The 15,531-nt window shown below is 72.8% G+C and carries 14 protein-coding genes; 6 read left to right on the top strand and 8 right to left on the bottom strand.

Going from position 1 to position 15,531, the window contains the following annotated elements; all coding sequences use genetic code 11:
• Nucleotides 1–111 precede the first annotated feature (111 nt).
• A complete protein-coding gene (locus tag ACJX2R_RS18745) occupies nucleotides 112–1,089 on the bottom strand; it encodes an ArsR family transcriptional regulator (protein ID WP_413101065.1) in 978 nt (325 codons plus the stop codon).
• A gap of 106 nt (nucleotides 1,090–1,195) precedes the next feature.
• On the opposite strand from ACJX2R_RS18745, the gene ACJX2R_RS18740 reads away from it, so the two are divergent.
• Both ACJX2R_RS18740 and ACJX2R_RS18735 read left to right on the top strand, forming a co-directional pair.
• A complete protein-coding gene (locus ACJX2R_RS18740) occupies nucleotides 1,196–2,407 on the top strand; it encodes an MFS transporter (protein ID WP_413101064.1) in 1,212 nt (403 codons plus the stop codon).
• 262 nt (nucleotides 2,408–2,669) lie between these two features.
• A complete protein-coding gene (locus ACJX2R_RS18735) occupies nucleotides 2,670–3,158 on the top strand; it encodes a DUF6299 family protein (protein ID WP_413101063.1) in 489 nt (162 codons plus the stop codon).
• 34 nt (nucleotides 3,159–3,192) lie between these two features.
• On the opposite strand, the gene ACJX2R_RS18730 is transcribed toward ACJX2R_RS18735, so the two are convergent.
• Nucleotides 3,193–3,798, bottom strand: a complete 606-nt coding sequence (locus ACJX2R_RS18730; RefSeq protein WP_413101062.1) for a TetR/AcrR family transcriptional regulator — start codon at nucleotides 3,796–3,798, stop codon at nucleotides 3,193–3,195.
• 122 nt (nucleotides 3,799–3,920) lie between these two features.
• Here ACJX2R_RS18730 and ACJX2R_RS18725 point away from each other — a divergent pair, with 122 nt between their 5' ends.
• A complete protein-coding gene (locus ACJX2R_RS18725) occupies nucleotides 3,921–6,440 on the top strand; it encodes a glycoside hydrolase family 3 protein (protein ID WP_413101061.1) in 2,520 nt (839 codons plus the stop codon).
• 271 nt (nucleotides 6,441–6,711) lie between these two features.
• Here the strand turns inward: ACJX2R_RS18725 and ACJX2R_RS18720 are convergent, their stop codons facing one another.
• Nucleotides 6,712–7,686 (bottom strand): SGNH/GDSL hydrolase family protein, encoded by a 975-nt coding sequence (locus ACJX2R_RS18720; protein WP_262704079.1) that lies wholly within the window; start codon nucleotides 7,684–7,686, stop codon nucleotides 6,712–6,714.
• Nucleotides 7,687–8,011: 325 nt separating this feature from the next.
• Here ACJX2R_RS18720 and ACJX2R_RS18715 point away from each other — a divergent pair, with 325 nt between their 5' ends.
• Both ACJX2R_RS18715 and ACJX2R_RS18710 read left to right on the top strand, forming a co-directional pair.
• Nucleotides 8,012–8,506 (top strand): DUF3145 domain-containing protein, encoded by a 495-nt coding sequence (locus ACJX2R_RS18715; protein WP_044575947.1) that lies wholly within the window; start codon nucleotides 8,012–8,014, stop codon nucleotides 8,504–8,506.
• A 164-nt stretch (nucleotides 8,507–8,670) separates the two neighbouring features.
• Entirely contained in the window at nucleotides 8,671–9,564 is an 894-nt protein-coding gene (locus ACJX2R_RS18710; RefSeq protein ID WP_413101060.1) for an NAD(P)-dependent oxidoreductase, read from the top strand.
• 92 nt (nucleotides 9,565–9,656) lie between these two features.
• Here the strand turns inward: ACJX2R_RS18710 and ACJX2R_RS18705 are convergent, their stop codons facing one another.
• From ACJX2R_RS18705 to ACJX2R_RS18685, 5 genes are all read right to left on the bottom strand, one after another.
• Nucleotides 9,657–10,922: a beta-ketoacyl-[acyl-carrier-protein] synthase family protein gene (locus ACJX2R_RS18705; RefSeq protein ID WP_262704077.1), complete on the bottom strand. Its 1,266-nt coding sequence runs from the start codon at nucleotides 10,920–10,922 to the stop codon at nucleotides 9,657–9,659.
• Nucleotides 10,923–10,998: 76 nt separating this feature from the next.
• The gene (locus ACJX2R_RS18700) at nucleotides 10,999–11,247 is read right to left on the bottom strand and encodes an acyl carrier protein (protein WP_020871568.1); all 249 of its coding nucleotides are present in this window, start codon (nucleotides 11,245–11,247) and stop codon (nucleotides 10,999–11,001) included.
• An 82-nt stretch (nucleotides 11,248–11,329) separates the two neighbouring features.
• Nucleotides 11,330–12,340, bottom strand: a complete 1,011-nt coding sequence (locus tag ACJX2R_RS18695) for a ketoacyl-ACP synthase III (protein WP_413101059.1) — start codon at nucleotides 12,338–12,340, stop codon at nucleotides 11,330–11,332.
• Entirely contained in the window at nucleotides 12,337–13,329 is a 993-nt protein-coding gene (locus tag ACJX2R_RS18690; protein ID WP_413105894.1) for an ACP S-malonyltransferase, read from the bottom strand. Before ACJX2R_RS18690 ends, ACJX2R_RS18695 begins: the two co-directional genes overlap by 4 nt.
• 89 nt (nucleotides 13,330–13,418) lie before the next feature.
• Nucleotides 13,419–14,603, bottom strand: coding sequence for a PucR family transcriptional regulator (locus tag ACJX2R_RS18685; RefSeq protein WP_262704074.1), 1,185 nt, complete (start codon nucleotides 14,601–14,603; stop codon nucleotides 13,419–13,421).
• A 121-nt stretch (nucleotides 14,604–14,724) separates the two neighbouring features.
• Here ACJX2R_RS18685 and ACJX2R_RS18680 point away from each other — a divergent pair, with 121 nt between their 5' ends.
• Complete coding sequence (locus tag ACJX2R_RS18680; protein ID WP_413105893.1) at nucleotides 14,725–15,393, top strand: pirin family protein; 669 nt, start codon at nucleotides 14,725–14,727, stop codon at nucleotides 15,391–15,393.
• The last annotated feature ends 138 nt before the right edge of the window (nucleotides 15,394–15,531 follow it).

Below are 15,531 nucleotides of genomic sequence, written 5' to 3'. Positions count from 1 at the left end.
CTCCTTGATCGGAGTTGGTTGGTTTCGAAGCGCGCCCCGGTCGTGGCCGACGCGGCGAGAGCAGGCTCGGACATGAACCGAGGTTGAGGTCAAGCCAGGGGGCGACGGCGGCTACGAACCGCTTCGCTGCGCCTCCACCAGCACCTCGCCCGCCGTCGTCCGGTCGTACAGGACCGATCGCCCCGCCCGGCGCCTGCGGACCAGGCGGGCCTCGCGCAGGACGCGCAGATGGCGGCCGATCGAGCCCAGGGTCTGGCCGGTGAGGGCCACCAGATGGGTGGTGCTCTTCGGGGTGTCGAGGAGGAGCAGGACGCTCGCGCGGGCCGGGCCGAGCAGGCGGGCGAGGGGGTCGGCGGCGGGCGGCGGATCGGACCCGGCGAGGGCACCGGCGCACGGGTAGACCACGGCGTAGCGGTGCGGCGTGTCCCAGGAGACCCATCCGGCGGCGGGGGTGACGGGGACGAAGAGCAGCTGGGCGCCGTGGATCGCGCGGGGCGGGTTGTCGTGGGCGTTGATCTGGAGCCGGCTGCCGCCCAGCCAGCGCATCCCTGGGCGCAGGTGGTCCAGCGCCGCCGCCCAGCCACCCTGGCTCACCTGGCCGGTGCGCGCCACCACATCGGCTTCGATGATCCGGCGGCGGCGCGGCCAGGTGGGCCGTACGGCCTCCGTCCACACCCACTCCAGCAGCTCCGCTAGCCGCTCCGGCAGATCGTCACGGCGCAGCGCGGCGGGAAGCGGGGCGCGGCCGAGGGAGACCGTGAGGTCGGAGCGGGCGGCGGCGGGGGGCGTGGCGCGCATCCGGGCCAGTTCCTCCTCGACGGACGGCTCGCCCTCGCCCGGCGGTGTCAGGGTGAAGAAGTCCGCGAGCCAGGTCCGGCCCAGGGCGGCCCGTACGAGCAGCGCGGTCACCGGATCGTCGGCCAACCGCGCCCGGTAGGCGGGCAGATGGGCGTCGAGCCAGGCCCGCTCGCCCGGGTGCGCGGCGCTCGCCCGCTCCAGGGTGATCAGGGCGGCGGTGGTCTCGGCGGCGGCGGAGAGGACGAACCGGCTGCCCGCGAGCGTATCCGCGTCCATCAGCCACAGCCCCACCCGGTCACTCCCTCCCGTCACCCCGTGGTTTCGCGTCGTCCCGCGTCCTTTCGCGTCCGCGCGAAACATTAACGCCGCCGCGCGGCGACTCCCGAGCCTGAAGGCCATGCGCACATATCGAGAAGTGTTCCGGGTCCCGGAGTTCACCCCGCTGTTCCTGGTCTCCGCCACCCAGGTGGCCGCCTCCACGGCGAGTGGACTCGCCCTCGGCACCCTGGTCTACGCCGCGACCGGCTCCCCGCTGCTCTCCGCGCTCAGCATGTTCGGCCCCTCGCTGGCCCAGGTGGCGGGCGCGCTGGCGCTGCTGTCGGCGGCCGACCGGCTGCCGCCGCGCGCCGCGCTGTCCGGTCTTTCGGCGCTCTTCGCCCTGGGGACGGCCGCGTTGGCCCTCCCCGGGCTGCCGGTGGCGGCCGTCCTCGCCATCGTGTTCGGGCTGGGCGCGGCGGCCTCACTCGGCGGGGCCGTCCGCTACGGGCTGCTCACCGAGATCCTGCCCAAGGACGGCTATCTGCTGGGCCGTTCGGTGCTCAACATGTCGGGCGGCACCATGCAGATCGGCGGGTACGCGGCCGGTGGCCTCCTCGTGACCGCCCTCTCGGCGCGCGGCACCCTGCTCACCGCCGCCGCGCTGTACGCGCTGGCCGGGGCCACCGCGCGGTTCGGCCTGAGCGGGCGCGCGGCCCGGGCCGGCGGACGGCCCTCGGTCGCCGAGACCTGGCGCGTCAACGCCCGGCTGTGGTCCTCCGCGCCCCGCCGCCATGTCTACTACGCGCTCTGGGTGCCCAACGGGCTGATCGTCGGCTGTGAGTCCCTCTTCGTGCCCTACGCGCCCCGGCACGCCGGGCTGCTCTTCGCCGTGGGCTCCCTCGGCATGCTGGCGGGGGACCTCCTCACCGGACGGCTGCTGCCGCCGCACCGGCGGGCGCGGCTCGCGGCGCCCCTGCGGCTGCTGCTCGCCGCGCCGTATCTGGTCTTCGCCCTGCACCCGCCGCTGCCGCTCGCGCTGGCCGCCGTCGCCCTCGCCTCGATCGGCTTCTCGGCCACGCTGGCGCTCCAGCAGCGGCTGATGGCCCTGACGCCGGACGAGATGAGCGGCCAGGCCCTGGGGCTGCACTCCTCCGGCATGCTCACCATGCAGGGCGTGTCCGCCGCCCTCGCGGGCGCGCTGGCCCAGCCCACCTCACCGGCCGTGGCGATGGCCACGCTGGCGGCGGTCTCCGTGGCCGTCACGCTGGCCCTGGCCCCGGGGCTGCGGGGAGATCCGGCGGCGACACGCCCGCGCGAAGCGGCCCCGGCGGAGGAGGCGGCCCGGGAGTGAGCACCCGTAAGGGCGCGACGCCGTAAGGGCGCCGACGAGCACCGTAAGGGCGTGGCGAGCACCGTAAGGGCGTGGGCGAGCACCGTAAGGGCGTCACCGGGGGCAGCCGGTCGCGGGGCCGTGGGGTCAACCGGGCGCCCGGCGGCCACCCGTTGGGCGGTGCCGGACACGCCGCACGGGGGTGAGGTTCCCCCGGACGGATTCGGGCGCCCGGTAGCTGTACGGGCAACTGAACTCCCGCCCCCAGGAGGTACGTACGTCCATGCGCAACCGCCGCCGCGCCCTCGGCGCCCTCACCGTTCTTCTCATGGCGGCGCCCGCCGCCCACGCCGCGCCCGCCGCCCACGCCGCGCCCGCCGCCCACGCCAGGCCCGACGCGCCGCGTCTGCCCCTGCCCTGGACCGACGATCTGACCATCGACCGCACCGGGGACGTCACCCCGGACGGATCCGTCACGCTGTACGGCAGCTACCGATGCGTCCGGGAAGGGATGGAGTACCCGCGGGCGAGCGTGCTCGTCACCCTCACCCAGGGCCCGGAGCGCCACGGCCTCGGTGGCTATGACGCGATCTGCGACGGACAGCGGCACCGCTGGCTGATCGACGCGGTGGACGTGGGGCGGTACGAACCGGGACCGGCGAGCGCCGAGGTCACGCTGTTGAGGTTCGACGCCGGTGGCTCGTTCGTGCCGATGCCGAGGAACGCGGCCGGGGTCGAGCGGGGGGTCAGGCTGGTGGGCGGCGACGGCTGAGCCACCGTCACGGCACGGCCCGCGCGCACGGCCGTCATGCCCCGGCCGCTTCGTCTCCCTGCCCCAGCAGGGAGACGAAGGCCCGGAAGAGGGCGGGCATGTCCACCGCGTCCCGGTCGTGCAGCCACTGGAACTGGAGCCCGTCCATCACCGCCACCAGCAGTGGCGCGGCGGCCTCGGGGGTGAGCCCGCCGGGGAGCCGGTCGCCGAACTCGCCGCGCAGGATGGCCGCCATGTCGGCGCGCACCTTGTCATAGCGCTGGGTGAAGAAGCCGCGCGCGGGGTGGTCGTCGGTGACGCTCTCGCCGAGGAGCGCGGAGAAGGTCTGGACGATGCCGGGGCGCATCGCGTTGTACTCCACCAGCGAGGCGAGCAGGTCCAGCGGCCATATGTGCCCTCCGTCGCGCCGCGCGGAGCCGGTGTCCCACTGGTCGCGCTCCTCGAGCACGGCGATGAGGAGCGAGTCCTTGGTGGGGAAGTAGTGGAGCAGCCCCTGTTGGGTGAGGCCCACCCGCTCGGCGACCGCGCCGAGGGTCGCGCCCCGGTAGCCGCGCTCGGCGATCACTTCGAGCGCGCGGCGGACGATCTCCGCCCGTCGTTCCTCACCACGTCTGGTACCGCGCTCCGTCGCCCTCTCCATGTTCGTACCGTAGAGCATGTTTGATAACGAGTCGATAACGGTACCTACCTGGCAACAGGTTCCCGGGTCCACGATGGCCCCGGACGAGGACCGGACGGGACCCGCACCGGGAGGGGCGAGCGATGGCGGACGCGATCGGCGAGGGCGGCACGGCAGAAGCCGTGGTGGAGAAGGCCCTCGGCCTGCTGGATCTGGACACCAAGGCGCGGCTGCTGTCCGGGCAGGACATGTGGAGCCTGCCCGCCGTTCCGGCGATCGGGCTGCGCTCCCTGGTGATGTCGGACGGCCCGATCGGTGTCCGCGGCGTCCACTGGACCGCCGACGACCCCTCCATCGCCCTGCCCAGCCCCACCGCGCTCGCCGCGACCTGGGACCCGGAGCTGGCCCGGCGCGCGGGGCGGCTGCTCGCGCAGGAGGCGCGGCGCAAGGGCGTCCACGTCCTGCTCGCGCCCACGGTCAATCTGCACCGCTCCCCGCTGGGCGGCCGCCACTTCGAGACGTACAGCGAGGATCCGTATCTCACCGGCGAGATCGGCACCGGCTATGTGACGGGTGTGCAGGACGGCGGAGTGGGCACCACCGTCAAGCACTTCGTGGCCAACGACGCCGAGACCGAGCGCTTCACCGTCGACAACCAGATCGCCGCGCGGGCGCTGCGCGAGCTGTATCTCGCGCCCTTCGAAGCCATCGTCAAGAACGCCCGCCCCTGGGGCGTCATGGCCGCCTACAACGGGGTCAACGGCTCGACCATGACCGAGCACCGCGAGCTTCAGCAGGGGGTGCTGCGCGGCGAATGGGGCTTCGACGGCTTCATCGTCTCCGACTGGATGGCGGCCCGTGACACCGTGCGGGGGCTCAAGGGCGGGCTCGATGTGGCGATGCCCGGCCCGCGGACCGTCTACGGCGAGGCGCTGGCCGCCGCGGTGCGCGACGGCCAAGTGAGCGAGGCGGAGCTGGACGAGGCGGTGCGGCGGCTGCTCACCCTGGCCGCCCGGGTCGGCGTCCTGGACGGCGCGGCCCCGGCCGTCGCCCCCGCCGACCGGCCCGGCCCGATCGACGGGGACGCGCTGGCCCGCGAGATCGCCCGGCGCTCCTTCGTGCTGCTGCGGAACGAGGGCGCGGGCGGCCGGGAAGCGGTGCTGCCCCTCGACCCCGGCGCCCCCGGCGGGGTGCGGTCGCTGGCCCTGATCGGCGCCGCGGCGCGCGATGCCCGGGTGCTGGGCGGCGGCTCGGCCGTGGTCTTCCCCGACCATGTGGTCTCACCGCTCGACGGGCTGCGGGCCGCGCTGCCCCCGGGCGTCGAGCTCAGCTACGCCGTGGGCGCCGACCCCACCGACGAACTCGCCCCCGCCGCCCAGGGCTTCGAGCTGCGCGCAGTGGTCCGGGCCGCGGACGGGCGGGTGCTGGGCGAGTCCCGGCTGGCCGGCGGGCAGGTGCAGTGGATCAGCGACTTCCCCGACGGACTGAGCTTCGAGGAGCTGCACACCGTCGAGACCGTCGGCACCTTCACCCCGCGCGAGAGCGGCGTCCACTCCTTCGGCACCAGGGGGCTGGGCGGCCTCCGGCTGGCCGTGGCCGGAAAGGTGCTCTTCGAGGGGGAGCAGCACCCGGAGGACGTCGGCGATCCCTTCGAGGCGTTCATGGGCTCGCCCGTGCCCCGGGGCGGGGTGGAGCTCACGGCGGGTGAGCCGGTGGAGGTCAGCCTCACCTGCGCGGTGGCCCGCCCCGAGGACGCCCTTCTCGACGCCGTCTGCTTCAGCCTGCTGCACCGGGCCCCGGAGCGGGACGCCGAGGAGCTGATCCAGGAGGCCGTCACCGCGGCCTCGGCGGCCGAGGCGGCCGTGGTGGTGGTCGCCACCACCGAGCGGGTCGAGAGCGAGGGGTTCGACCGTCGGCATCTGCGGCTGCCGGGCCGTCAGGACGAGCTGGTGCGCCGGGTCGCCGCCACCGGCACCCCCACCGTGGTGGTGGTCAACGCGGGCTCGCCGGTCGAGATGGCCTGGCGGGACGAGGTCGCCGCGGTGCTGCTGAGCTGGTTCCCGGGCCAGGAGGCGGGGGCCGCGCTCGCCGACGTGCTGCTGGGCGCGGAGGAGCCCGGCGGCCGCCTGCCCACGACCTGGCCCCAGCGGCTCGAGGACGCCCCGGTCAGCACGGTCACGCCCAGCGAGGGCCGACTGGTCTACGACGAGGGCGTGTTCATCGGCTACCGCGCGTGGGAGCGGCGGGCGGGGACCGCTCCGGCGTACTGGTTCGGGCATGGCCTCGGCTACACGGACTGGGCGTATGAGGCGATGGACTTCACCCCCGCGGAGGGCGACGGCGAGGCGCTGGGCACGGTGACCGTGCGGATCCGCAACACCGGGCCCCGGGCGGGCCGTGAGGTCGTGCAGCTGTACCTCACCGTGCCGGAGAACGACGGGGTGGAGCGGCCCGTGCGCCGCCTCGCGGGCTTCGCGTCGGTGGCCGCGGCCCCGGGGGAGACGGCCGAGGCGACCATCCCCCTGCCCCGCCGGGCGGCCGAGATCTGGGACGAGACAAAGGGCGCCTGGCGCCTGATCCCCGGCACCTACACGGCGGAAGCGAACCGCAGCGCCGCCGACCGCCGCCTGTCCACCCCGGTGCCCGTGCGGCCGCCGGCCTGAGCTACGCCGGACTGTTCCCCTCCCCGCCCCTTCCCGAACCCGGGGCCCTGCCCCAGGCCCCGGGGGCCGGGGCTGCGCCCCAGACCCCGCACGGCCGGGGCTGCGTCCTAGGCCTCGGGGGGCCGGGGGTGTGCCCCAGACCCCGGGAGGGCCGGGGCTGCGTCCCAAGCCCGGGGGCCAGGGGGCGAAGCCCCTGCCGTGCGGCGGAGCCGCATAAAGGGAGGGGCACCCCGCGCCCGGCTCCCGGCCGGGAGCCGGGCGCGGCCAGGGGTCAGGGGGCGGAAGCGGTGATGCGGCGGTAGGCCATGTCGGCCAGTTGCGCCTGGCCCGCCTTGCTGGGGTGGAACCAGTCCCACTTGCTCAGCTCATGCGTGGTGAAGCGGTACTTGTGCACCGCCGGGTCGTACCGGCACAGCACATCCCGCCCGCATACGTCCTTCAGCACCTTGTTGTACTCGGTGACCCGGTCCGACACTCGCTGTCGGCGGTCGTTGGAGGCCGCGTCCAGGTCCTCGGAGTCCTTCAGCATCGACGGGCAGATGCCCAGCTTCCAGATCTGCCGCCCGAAGACGTTCTTCCGCCCCTCCGACCACAGCCGCTTCAGATCCGGCACGCTGGCCACGTACACCTGCGTCTTCGGCAGATCGCGGCGCAGCCGGGTGAGCGCCGAGGTGAAGGTGGTGCGGAACTGCTCGGGGGAGGTCATGTCGTCCACCGAGTCCCGGCACGCGTCATTGGCGCCGATCATCACGGTGATCAGCTTCGGCTTGCGGGCCGCGGCCGCCTCGATCTGGCCGGGGAGGTCGGCCACGACCGCGCCGGTCTTGGCGAAGTTCCAGGCGTGGGTCCCCGCGTCGGCGGTGGCGGAGGGCAGCAGCCGCTGGGCGAGGCTCCGCACATCGGTGCCGGTGGACCACGACACCTCGGGGCAGTCGGAGAGCACCGAACAGGCGTCGAAGCCGCGGGTGATGGAGTCGCCCACGGAGGCGATCGAGGTCGGCCGGGTGTTCCAGACGATGGACCGCTTGGCGCCGGGCGTCTTCCCCGCGCGGGTCGGCCCGTGCCGGGAGGGGTCGTCCGAGCTGCCGAAACAGCCCGCTGAGCTCAGCACGGCGGCGGTGGTGAACAGCACCATGCCCGTGCGTCCGGCGGTGCGCCCGGTGGTGCGCGGGGACGGGCGCACGATCGTACGCGTGGTCGAGGAAGCGGCCGCCGATCGCTTTCGGCGTGTCGCACTGACCCGCATGGCTGTTCCCCCTCCGGCTGTTGGGTGATATCTATCCGGACCGACGGTACGTCACTCCTCCGGCTGGCTCGCACGGTACGTTTTTCTTGTGCCAGATGAGCGTCGTCCCGGCGACAAGGCGCGCTATGCGGTACCAGCACATTACGCCCCGTCACATCCTGTCCACTTTCTAGAGAATTCTGCACGATAAATTTCACTGAAGGTGACGTCGAGACTGGTGTGGGGCTGATCACTAGGGCAGAATGTGATCCGATGTCCCGGGCGGGACCGGTACGGGCGCGAGGCCGCTGGGGAAGGCGCACCTCGAACCGCACAGGAGGCACCGGTGACGACCCGTGGAGTTCTGTATGTGCACTCCGCTCCGCGCGCGCTGTGCCCGCACGTCGAATGGGCCATCGCGGGCGTCCTCGGCGTGCGTGTCACCCTCGACTGGATCAAGCAGCCGGCGGCGAACGGCACCTGGCGTGCCGAGTTCTCCTGGCAGGGCGAGGTCGGCACGGCCTCCAAACTGGCCTCCGCGCTCCGCGGCTGGCATCTGCTGCGCTTCGAGGTGACCGCCGAGCCCTGCGCCACCGCCGAGGGCGAGCGCTACAGCTCCACCCCCGAGCTCGGCATCTTCCACGCCGTCACCGGAATGCACGGCGACATCCTGATCCCCGAGGACCGGCTGCGCGCCGCCCTCGCCCGCTCCGCCCGCGGCGAGAGCGACCTCGAGGCGGAGATCGCCAAACTGCTCGGCAAGCCCTGGGACGACGAGCTGGAGCCGTTCCGCTACGCGGGTGAGGGCGCCCCGGTCCGCTGGCTGCACCAGGTCGTCTGAGCGCCTGACGCGCCGCCATCCCTTTGGCCGGGAGCCCGCTTCGGGTTCGGCTCCGCCGCGGCTGTGTCGATATGCGGCTCCGCCGCGTGGGACCAGCCACGACGCGGCCGCGGATGAACGACCACACATCGCGCCACTTCCCGCGGAGCGCTTAGCGTGGCGGAATGACCGAACAAAACCCGGCAACGTCCGTCGCGGTCCTCGGCACCGGCATCATGGGCTCCGGAATGGCCCGTAACCTCGCCCGCTCCGGGCTCGAGGTCCGTGCGTGGAACCGCACCCGATCCAAGGCCGAGCCGCTTGGCCAGGACGGCGTACGCGTCACCGACACCCCGGCCGAGGCCGTGGACGGCGCCGATGTCGTCCTCACCATCCTCTACGACGGCGCCGCGGCGCTCGAGACGATGCGGCAGGCCGCCCCCGCGCTGCGCCCCGGAACAGCGTGGGCCCAGGCCACCACGGCGGGTCTGGATGCGCTGGAATCGCTCGCCGCGTTCGCCCGTGAGAAGGATCTCGTCCTCATCGACTCGCCCGTGCTCGGCACCAAGCAGCCCGCGGAGAACGGACAGCTGCTGGTGCTGGCCGCCGGGCCCAACCCCGTCCGCCCGGTCGTCTGGCCGGTCTTCGACGCCATCGGCAGCCGTACGGTGTGGGTCGGCGACAACGCGGAGGGCGCCGCCGCCACCCGGCTCAAGCTGGTGCTCAACAGCTGGGTCCTCAACGTCACCCATGCCACCGCCGAGGCGGCCGCCCTCGCCAAGGGGCTCGGCGTGGACTGGCAGGGGTTCCTGGACGCGGTCGAGGGCGGCCCGCTGGACAACGGCTATATGCGGGTCAAGTCGGCCCAGGTGCTCCGGGGCGACCTGGAGCCCAGCTTCGCCACCAAGACCGCCGAGAAGGACGCCCGGCTGATCGTGCAGGCCGGGGAGCGCGCCGGAGTGCGGCTGGACCTGGCGGCCGCGGGCGCGGAGCGGTTCCGCCGCGCGATCGAGGCGGGCCACGGCGACGAGGACATGGTGGCCTCGTACTTCGCCAGCTTCGACGGCGAAGCCCCCTGAGCCGGCACACCGGCTGACACGCCGATGGCCCGCCCCGGCCGGAGCCGGAGGCGGGCCACCCCCACATATCGGCGCCTCACGGCGCCAAGCGGTCAGACCGTGCGGAAGGCCAGCACCACATTGTGGCCGCCGAAGCCGAACGAGTCGTTCAGCGCCACGATCGGGCCCTCGGCCGGCAGCGCCCGCGCCTCGCCGGTCACGATGTCCGCGTCCGCCTCCGGGTCCAGCGAGCCGATGTTGATCGTCGGCGGGGCCAGCCGGTGGTACAGCGCGAGCACGCTGGCCACCGTCTCCACCCCGCCCGCGCCGCCGAGCAGATGGCCCGTCATGGACTTGGTGCCGGAGACCGCCATGTGGTCCACGTCGTCGCCGAACACCTTGCGCAGCGCCTTGATCTCCGCCAGGTCGCCCTGCGGGGTCGAGGTCGCGTGCGCGTTGACGTGCGCGACCTCGGCACCGCTGATGCCGGTGTTCTCCACCAGGTTCTGGAGCGCGTTCCCGATGCCGTTGCCGGACGGCTCCGGCTGGGTGATGTGGTGGGCGTCGGCCGAGATGCCCTGGCCGATGGCCTGTGCGTACACCCGGGCGCCGCGCGCCGCGGCGTGCTCCGCCGACTCCAGGACGATGGCGCCCGAGCCCTCGCCCATCACGAAGCCGTTGCGGTCGACGTCGAACGGGCGCGAGGCGCCCTGCGGGTCGTCGTTGCTCTTGGACATCGCCATCATGTTGCCGAAGGCGACCATGGGCAGCGGGTGGATGGACGCCTCGGTGCCGCCCGCGACGACCACATCGGCGCGGCCGGTGCGGATCATCTCGATGGCGTAGCCGATGGCCTCGGCACCGGAGGCGCACGCGCTCACCGGGGTGTGCGCGCCCGCGCGGGCGTTGAGGTCGATGCTGACGTTCGCCGCCGGGCTGTTGGGCATCAGCATCGGCACGGTGTGCGGGGAGACCTTGCGGACGCCCTTCTCGCGCAGCACGTCGTACTGGTCGAGCAGGGTGGTGACCCCGCCGATACCGGATGCCACGACCGCGCCGAGCCGGTCGGGGTCGATCGAGGAGTCCTCGCCCGCCTTGGCGGTGAAGCCCGCGTCCGCCCATGCCTCACGAGCCGCGAGCAGCGCGAACTGCGCGGAACGGTCGAGCTTGCGGGCCTGCGGACGCGGAATGATCGTGCCCGGCTCCACCGCGATCTTCGCGGCGATGCGGACCGGCAACTCGGCCGCCCATTCCTCCTCCAGGAGGCGGACGCCGGACCGGCCGGCCAGCATGGCCTCCCAGGTCGACGGGGCGTCGCCACCCAGCGGCGTCGTGGCACCAACACCGGTGACGACCACGGTGCGATTGGTCGAGTTCACAGGAATTCCTACTCCACGTGTAGAAGGTGCTGGACCTGCCACCGCACGGGCGGCGACGACCGGTCTTGATACGGGCTCAGCCCTGGTGCTTGAGGATGTAGTCGACGGCGTCGCCGACGGTCTTGAGGTTCTTGACGTCGTCGTCCGGGATCTTCACGTCGAAGCGCTCCTCGGCGGCGACGACCACCTCGACCATGGACAGCGAGTCGACGTCCAGGTCGTCGGTGAAGGACTTGTCCAGCAGGACGTCCTCGGTCGGGATACCGGCGATCTCGTTGACGATCTCGGCGAGACCTTCGAGGATCTCTTCCTGAGTGGCGGCCATTGCGGCGCTCCTTCTTCGGTGTGTTGCGGTGGTGGCGCAGCGTCCGACTTCTGTGGAGCTGCGTGGATATGGACTATGGAGCCTAAGGGAGGGTAACGACCGTCGCTGCGTAGACGAGACCCGCTCCGAATCCGATGACGAGCGCGGTGTCGCCGCTCTTCGCCTGCCCCGTCGCCAACAGCCGCTCCATGGCGAGCGGGATGGAGGCGGCCGAGGTGTTGCCGGTGGTCTCCACGTCACGGGCGACCGTGACGTGCTCCGGCAGCTTGAGGGTTTTGATCATCGAGTCGATGATCCGCATATTGGCCTGGTGGGGGATGAACGCGTCGAGCTCGTCCGCGCTGACCCCGGCCTCGTCCAGGGCCTGCTGGGCGACCTTCGCCATCTCGTAGACGGCCCAGCGGAAGACGGCCTGGCCCTCCTGGCGCAGCGCCGGGTAGCGCACGTCGGCGGCGTTCTGCTCGCGGTAGACGTCCCAGGGCAGCGTCTGGGTGATGGTGTCGGACTTGTCGCCCTCCGAACCCCAGACGGTCGGGCCGATCGCGGGCTCCTTGGAGGGGCCGACCACCACGGCGCCGGCGCCGTCGCCGAACAGGAAGGCCGTCGCCCGGTCCTCCAGATCGGTCAGGTCCGAAAGCCGCTCGACCCCGATGACCAGCACATGCTCCGCGGTGCCGTCGGTGATCATGCCCTTGGCGAGGGTCAGCCCGTAGCCGAAGCCCGCACAGCCCGCCGAGATGTCGAACGCGGCCGGCTTGTCGGCGCCCAGCAGATGCGCGATCTCGGTGGCGACCGCCGGGGTCTGCTTCAGATGCGAGACCGTCGAGACGATCACGGCGCCGATCTGCTCCGGCGCCAGACCGGCATCGGCGATGGCCTTGCCCCCGGCCTCCACGGACATGGCGGCGACCGTCTCGTCCGGACCGGCCCAGTGCCGGGTGGCGATGCCCGAACGGGAGCGGATCCACTCGTCGGAGGAGTCGATGTGCTTGAGAATCTCCTCGTTCGGCACCACCCGGGTCGGACGGTAGCCACCGACGCCGAGAATGCGCGCGTACGGGGCGCCCTTACTGGGCTTGATCTTCGCGGTCATGCTTCTCGGAGCTCCTCTTCGGCCGGTGTGTCGACGGGGACGGCGTGCTCCTCGATCAGCGCACGCGCCGTGTCGAGATCGTCCGGAGTCTTCAGCGCCACATTGGTGACGCCCGGCAGCGCGCGCTTGGCGATGCCGGTGAGCGTGCCGCCCGGAGCCACCTCGATCAGCCCGGTGACGCCCAGTCGCTGGAAGGTCTCCATGCACAGATCCCAGCGCACCGGGTTGGACACCTGGGCGACCAGCCGCTCGATCACCCCGGCCCCGGTCGCCACGACCCCGCCGTCCCGGTTGGAGACGTAAGCCGTGCGCGGATCGGCCACCGGGACCCCCGCGACCAGGGCCTCGAGGGCGGCGACCGCCGGGGCCATGTGGTCGGTGTGGAACGCGCCGGCCACCTTGAGCGGTACGACGCGGCGCACCCCCTCGGGCTTGTCCTCGGCCAGCGCCGCCAGCTGCTCGGCGGTGCCCGCGGCCACGATCTGCCCGGCGCCGTTGACGTTCGCCGGGGTCAGTCCGTGCTTGTCGAGGTGGGCGACGACATCGTCCTGCTCACCACCCAGTATGGCGGCCATTCCGGTCTCGGTGCGGCTCGCGGCCTCCGCCATGGCGAGTCCGCGGCGGCGTACCAGCACCATGGCCGCCTCGTCGGTGAACACACCGGAGGCCGCGGCCGCGGTGATCTCGCCGACGCTGTGGCCCGCGACCGCGCCGATACGGTTCGGCAGCTCCGCGTAACCGGTCGCGCCCTCGGCGCCCTCGCCGAACAGCGCGTGGGTGGCGACCAGACCGGCGGCCACCAGCAGCGGCTGGGCCACCGCGGTGTCGCGGATCTCCTCCTCATCGGCCTTGGTGCCGTAGTGGATGAGGTCCAGACCGGAGACGGCCGACCACCAGGCCAGACGTTCGGTGACGCCGGGGAGGTCGAGCCAGGGGGTCAGGAAGCCGGGCTTTTGAGCACCCTGGCCGGGAGCGACGAGTACGAGCACTCTCACACTCTCTCTTGTGGACGGTCCGGCTCGCCCGTGAGGACAAGGACGAAGAACCGACAGGGGAATTGTGGGGGTCCAACAAACGGTCAGGGCAATATGTTCGCGTCGGCGAGACGTCCCAGGATCAGGGCTATGCGTAGAGTAAACGCCGACCTGACGTCGGAAGGTGACCATCCGGTGACGTCCGTCACACGTCGTAGCCGGTAGCGGACGGTGTTCGGGTGAACGAAGAGCATCCGGGCCGCGCCCTCCAGACTGCTCGCCTGTTCGAGGTACACACTCAGCGTCTCGAGCAGCGCCGAACCGGCTTCCTCCAGCGGTCTGTAGATCTCCTCCACCAACTGCTCACGGGCAGCCGGATCCCCGGCCATCGCGCGCTCGGGCAGCAGATCGTCGGCGAGCACCGGACGGGGCGCGTCCGGCCAGGCGGTGCACGCCTTCAGCCCGGCCGCCGCGGCCCCCGCCGAGCGGGTCGCGGCCAGCAGGTCGGAGACCACGGGACCGGCCACCACCGGACCCGGGGCATACGGTCCGATCAGCGCCTTCGCAGCCTGGAGCGGATTGTCCGAGCCGCCCGCGACCACCACCAGACGGTCGCCCAGCACCCCGGTGAGCACCTGAAGCTTGGCGTGCCGGGCGGCCCGCCGGATCGCCTCGACGGTCAGCTCACTGTCCCCGTCCGGGGCGGTGCCCAGCACCACGCACACATGCTCGGGTGAGTTCCAGCCCAGGGCGGCGGCGCGGGACAGCGCCCCCTCGTCCGCCTCGCCGGACAGCACCGCGTTGACCACCAGCGACTCCAGCCGGGCGTCCCACGCGCCACGCGCCTCGGCGGCCTGCGCGTACACCTGGGCGGTGGCGAAGGCGATCTCCCGCGCGTACACCAGCAGGGCCTCGCGCAGCACCGCCTCATCGCCCGGGGCCGCCACGTCGTCGATCGCCGACTCCATGACCTCGATGGTCGTGCGGACCATCTCCACAGTCTGCCGCAGGGTGATCGCCCGGGTCAGCTCGCGCGGGGCGGTGCCGAACACATCGGTGCTGATCGCCTGGGGTGCCTCGGGGTGGCGAAACCATTCGGTGAACGCCGCGATGCCCGCCTGCGCCACCAGCCCGATCCAGGAGCGGTTCTCGGGCGGCATCGCCCGGTACCACGGCAGCTGCTCGTCCATGCGCGCGATGGCGTTGGCGGCGAGCTTCCCGGAAGACTTCTCCAGGCGGCGCAGGGTGGCACTGTGCGGATGCGGGGTGTTCGAGGCTGGTTCAGGCACGAGGACAAGACTGCCTTATCGGATGGTGAGCGCTGGGGGCGGGAGGCTACGCGGGGGTATACGCGGGGGTAGGGACGGGGCGGGGGCGGACGGTCGGGGGCGCACTACCGTGGACCGGGTGATGTGGATACAGCGGTCCGGTGCACGGTATCCGGGCGGGGAGGGCACGGGCATCGAGACGCGCCACGCCTTTTCCTTCTCTGGGTACTACGACCCCGGCAATGTGCGGTTCGGCTCGCTCGTGGCCTGCAACGAGGAGCGGCTCGCCCCCGGCGCGGGCTTCGCCGAACACCCCCACCGCGATATGGAGATCGTCACCTGGGTCGTCGAGGGCGAGCTCACCCACGAGGACTCCACCGGCGCGCGGACCGTCGTGCGCCCCGGCGACGTCCAGCGGCTCAGCGCCGGAAGCGGAGTACGCCACACCGAGCGCAACACGGGCGCCGAACCCCTCACCTTCGTCCAGATGTGGCTGATGCCGGGCCCAGGCGCCGCCACGGACCCGGCGTACGAGGTGGTGCGCGGCATCGCCGACGGCACCCCGTACGCACTGGAGCGCACCGAGGCGGTGCTGCATGTGCGGCGGCTGGTGGACGGTGAGCGCACCGCCCTGCCGGACGCGCCGTGGGTGTACGCGCACGCGGTGCGCGGCGCGGCGCGCATCGACGGGGAGACCCTCACACCCGGCGACGCGGCCCGGATCTCCGCCGCGGAGGGTCTTGAGGCGCGCGCCGAGGGCCCCGCCGAGCTGCTGATCTGGGAGATGCACGCGGAGCCGGGCTACGGCTGAGGGGTTACGGGGCGCCCGCCGCGGGGCAGGGGCTTCGCCCCTGGGCTCTGGGTCTGGGGCGAAGCCCCAGTTGTGGGAAGGGGCGGGGAGGGGGAAGCATCGATATGCGGCTCCGCCGCGCGGCCCGCCGCAGGCGTA

This window comes from Streptomyces sp. Inha503, assembly GCF_047215865.1.
GTDB lineage: Bacteria > Actinomycetota > Actinomycetes > Streptomycetales > Streptomycetaceae > Streptomyces > Streptomyces lycopersici.
This window is presented reverse-complemented; position numbering and strand designations above follow the sequence as displayed.

Bases quoted from the DNA above. Each gene is read 5' to 3' on its own strand.
- ACJX2R_RS18740 (WP_413101064.1), top strand. From the start codon at position 1,196: ATGCGCACATATCGAGAAGTGTTCCGGGTCCCGGAGTTCACCCCGCTG.
- ACJX2R_RS18735 (WP_413101063.1), top strand. From the start codon at position 2,670: ATGCGCAACCGCCGCCGCGCCCTCGGCGCCCTCACCGTTCTTCTCATG.
- ACJX2R_RS18730 (WP_413101062.1), bottom strand. From the start codon at position 3,798: ATGGAGAGGGCGACGGAGCGCGGTACCAGACGTGGTGAGGAACGACGG.
- ACJX2R_RS18725 (WP_413101061.1), top strand. From the start codon at position 3,921: ATGGCGGACGCGATCGGCGAGGGCGGCACGGCAGAAGCCGTGGTGGAG.
- ACJX2R_RS18720 (WP_262704079.1), bottom strand. From the start codon at position 7,686: ATGCGGGTCAGTGCGACACGCCGAAAGCGATCGGCGGCCGCTTCCTCG.
- ACJX2R_RS18710 (WP_413101060.1), top strand. From the start codon at position 8,671: ATGACCGAACAAAACCCGGCAACGTCCGTCGCGGTCCTCGGCACCGGC.
- ACJX2R_RS18700 (WP_020871568.1), bottom strand. From the start codon at position 11,247: ATGGCCGCCACTCAGGAAGAGATCCTCGAAGGTCTCGCCGAGATCGTC.
- ACJX2R_RS18695 (WP_413101059.1), bottom strand. From the start codon at position 12,340: ATGACCGCGAAGATCAAGCCCAGTAAGGGCGCCCCGTACGCGCGCATT.
- ACJX2R_RS18680 (WP_413105893.1), top strand. From the start codon at position 14,725: ATGTGGATACAGCGGTCCGGTGCACGGTATCCGGGCGGGGAGGGCACG.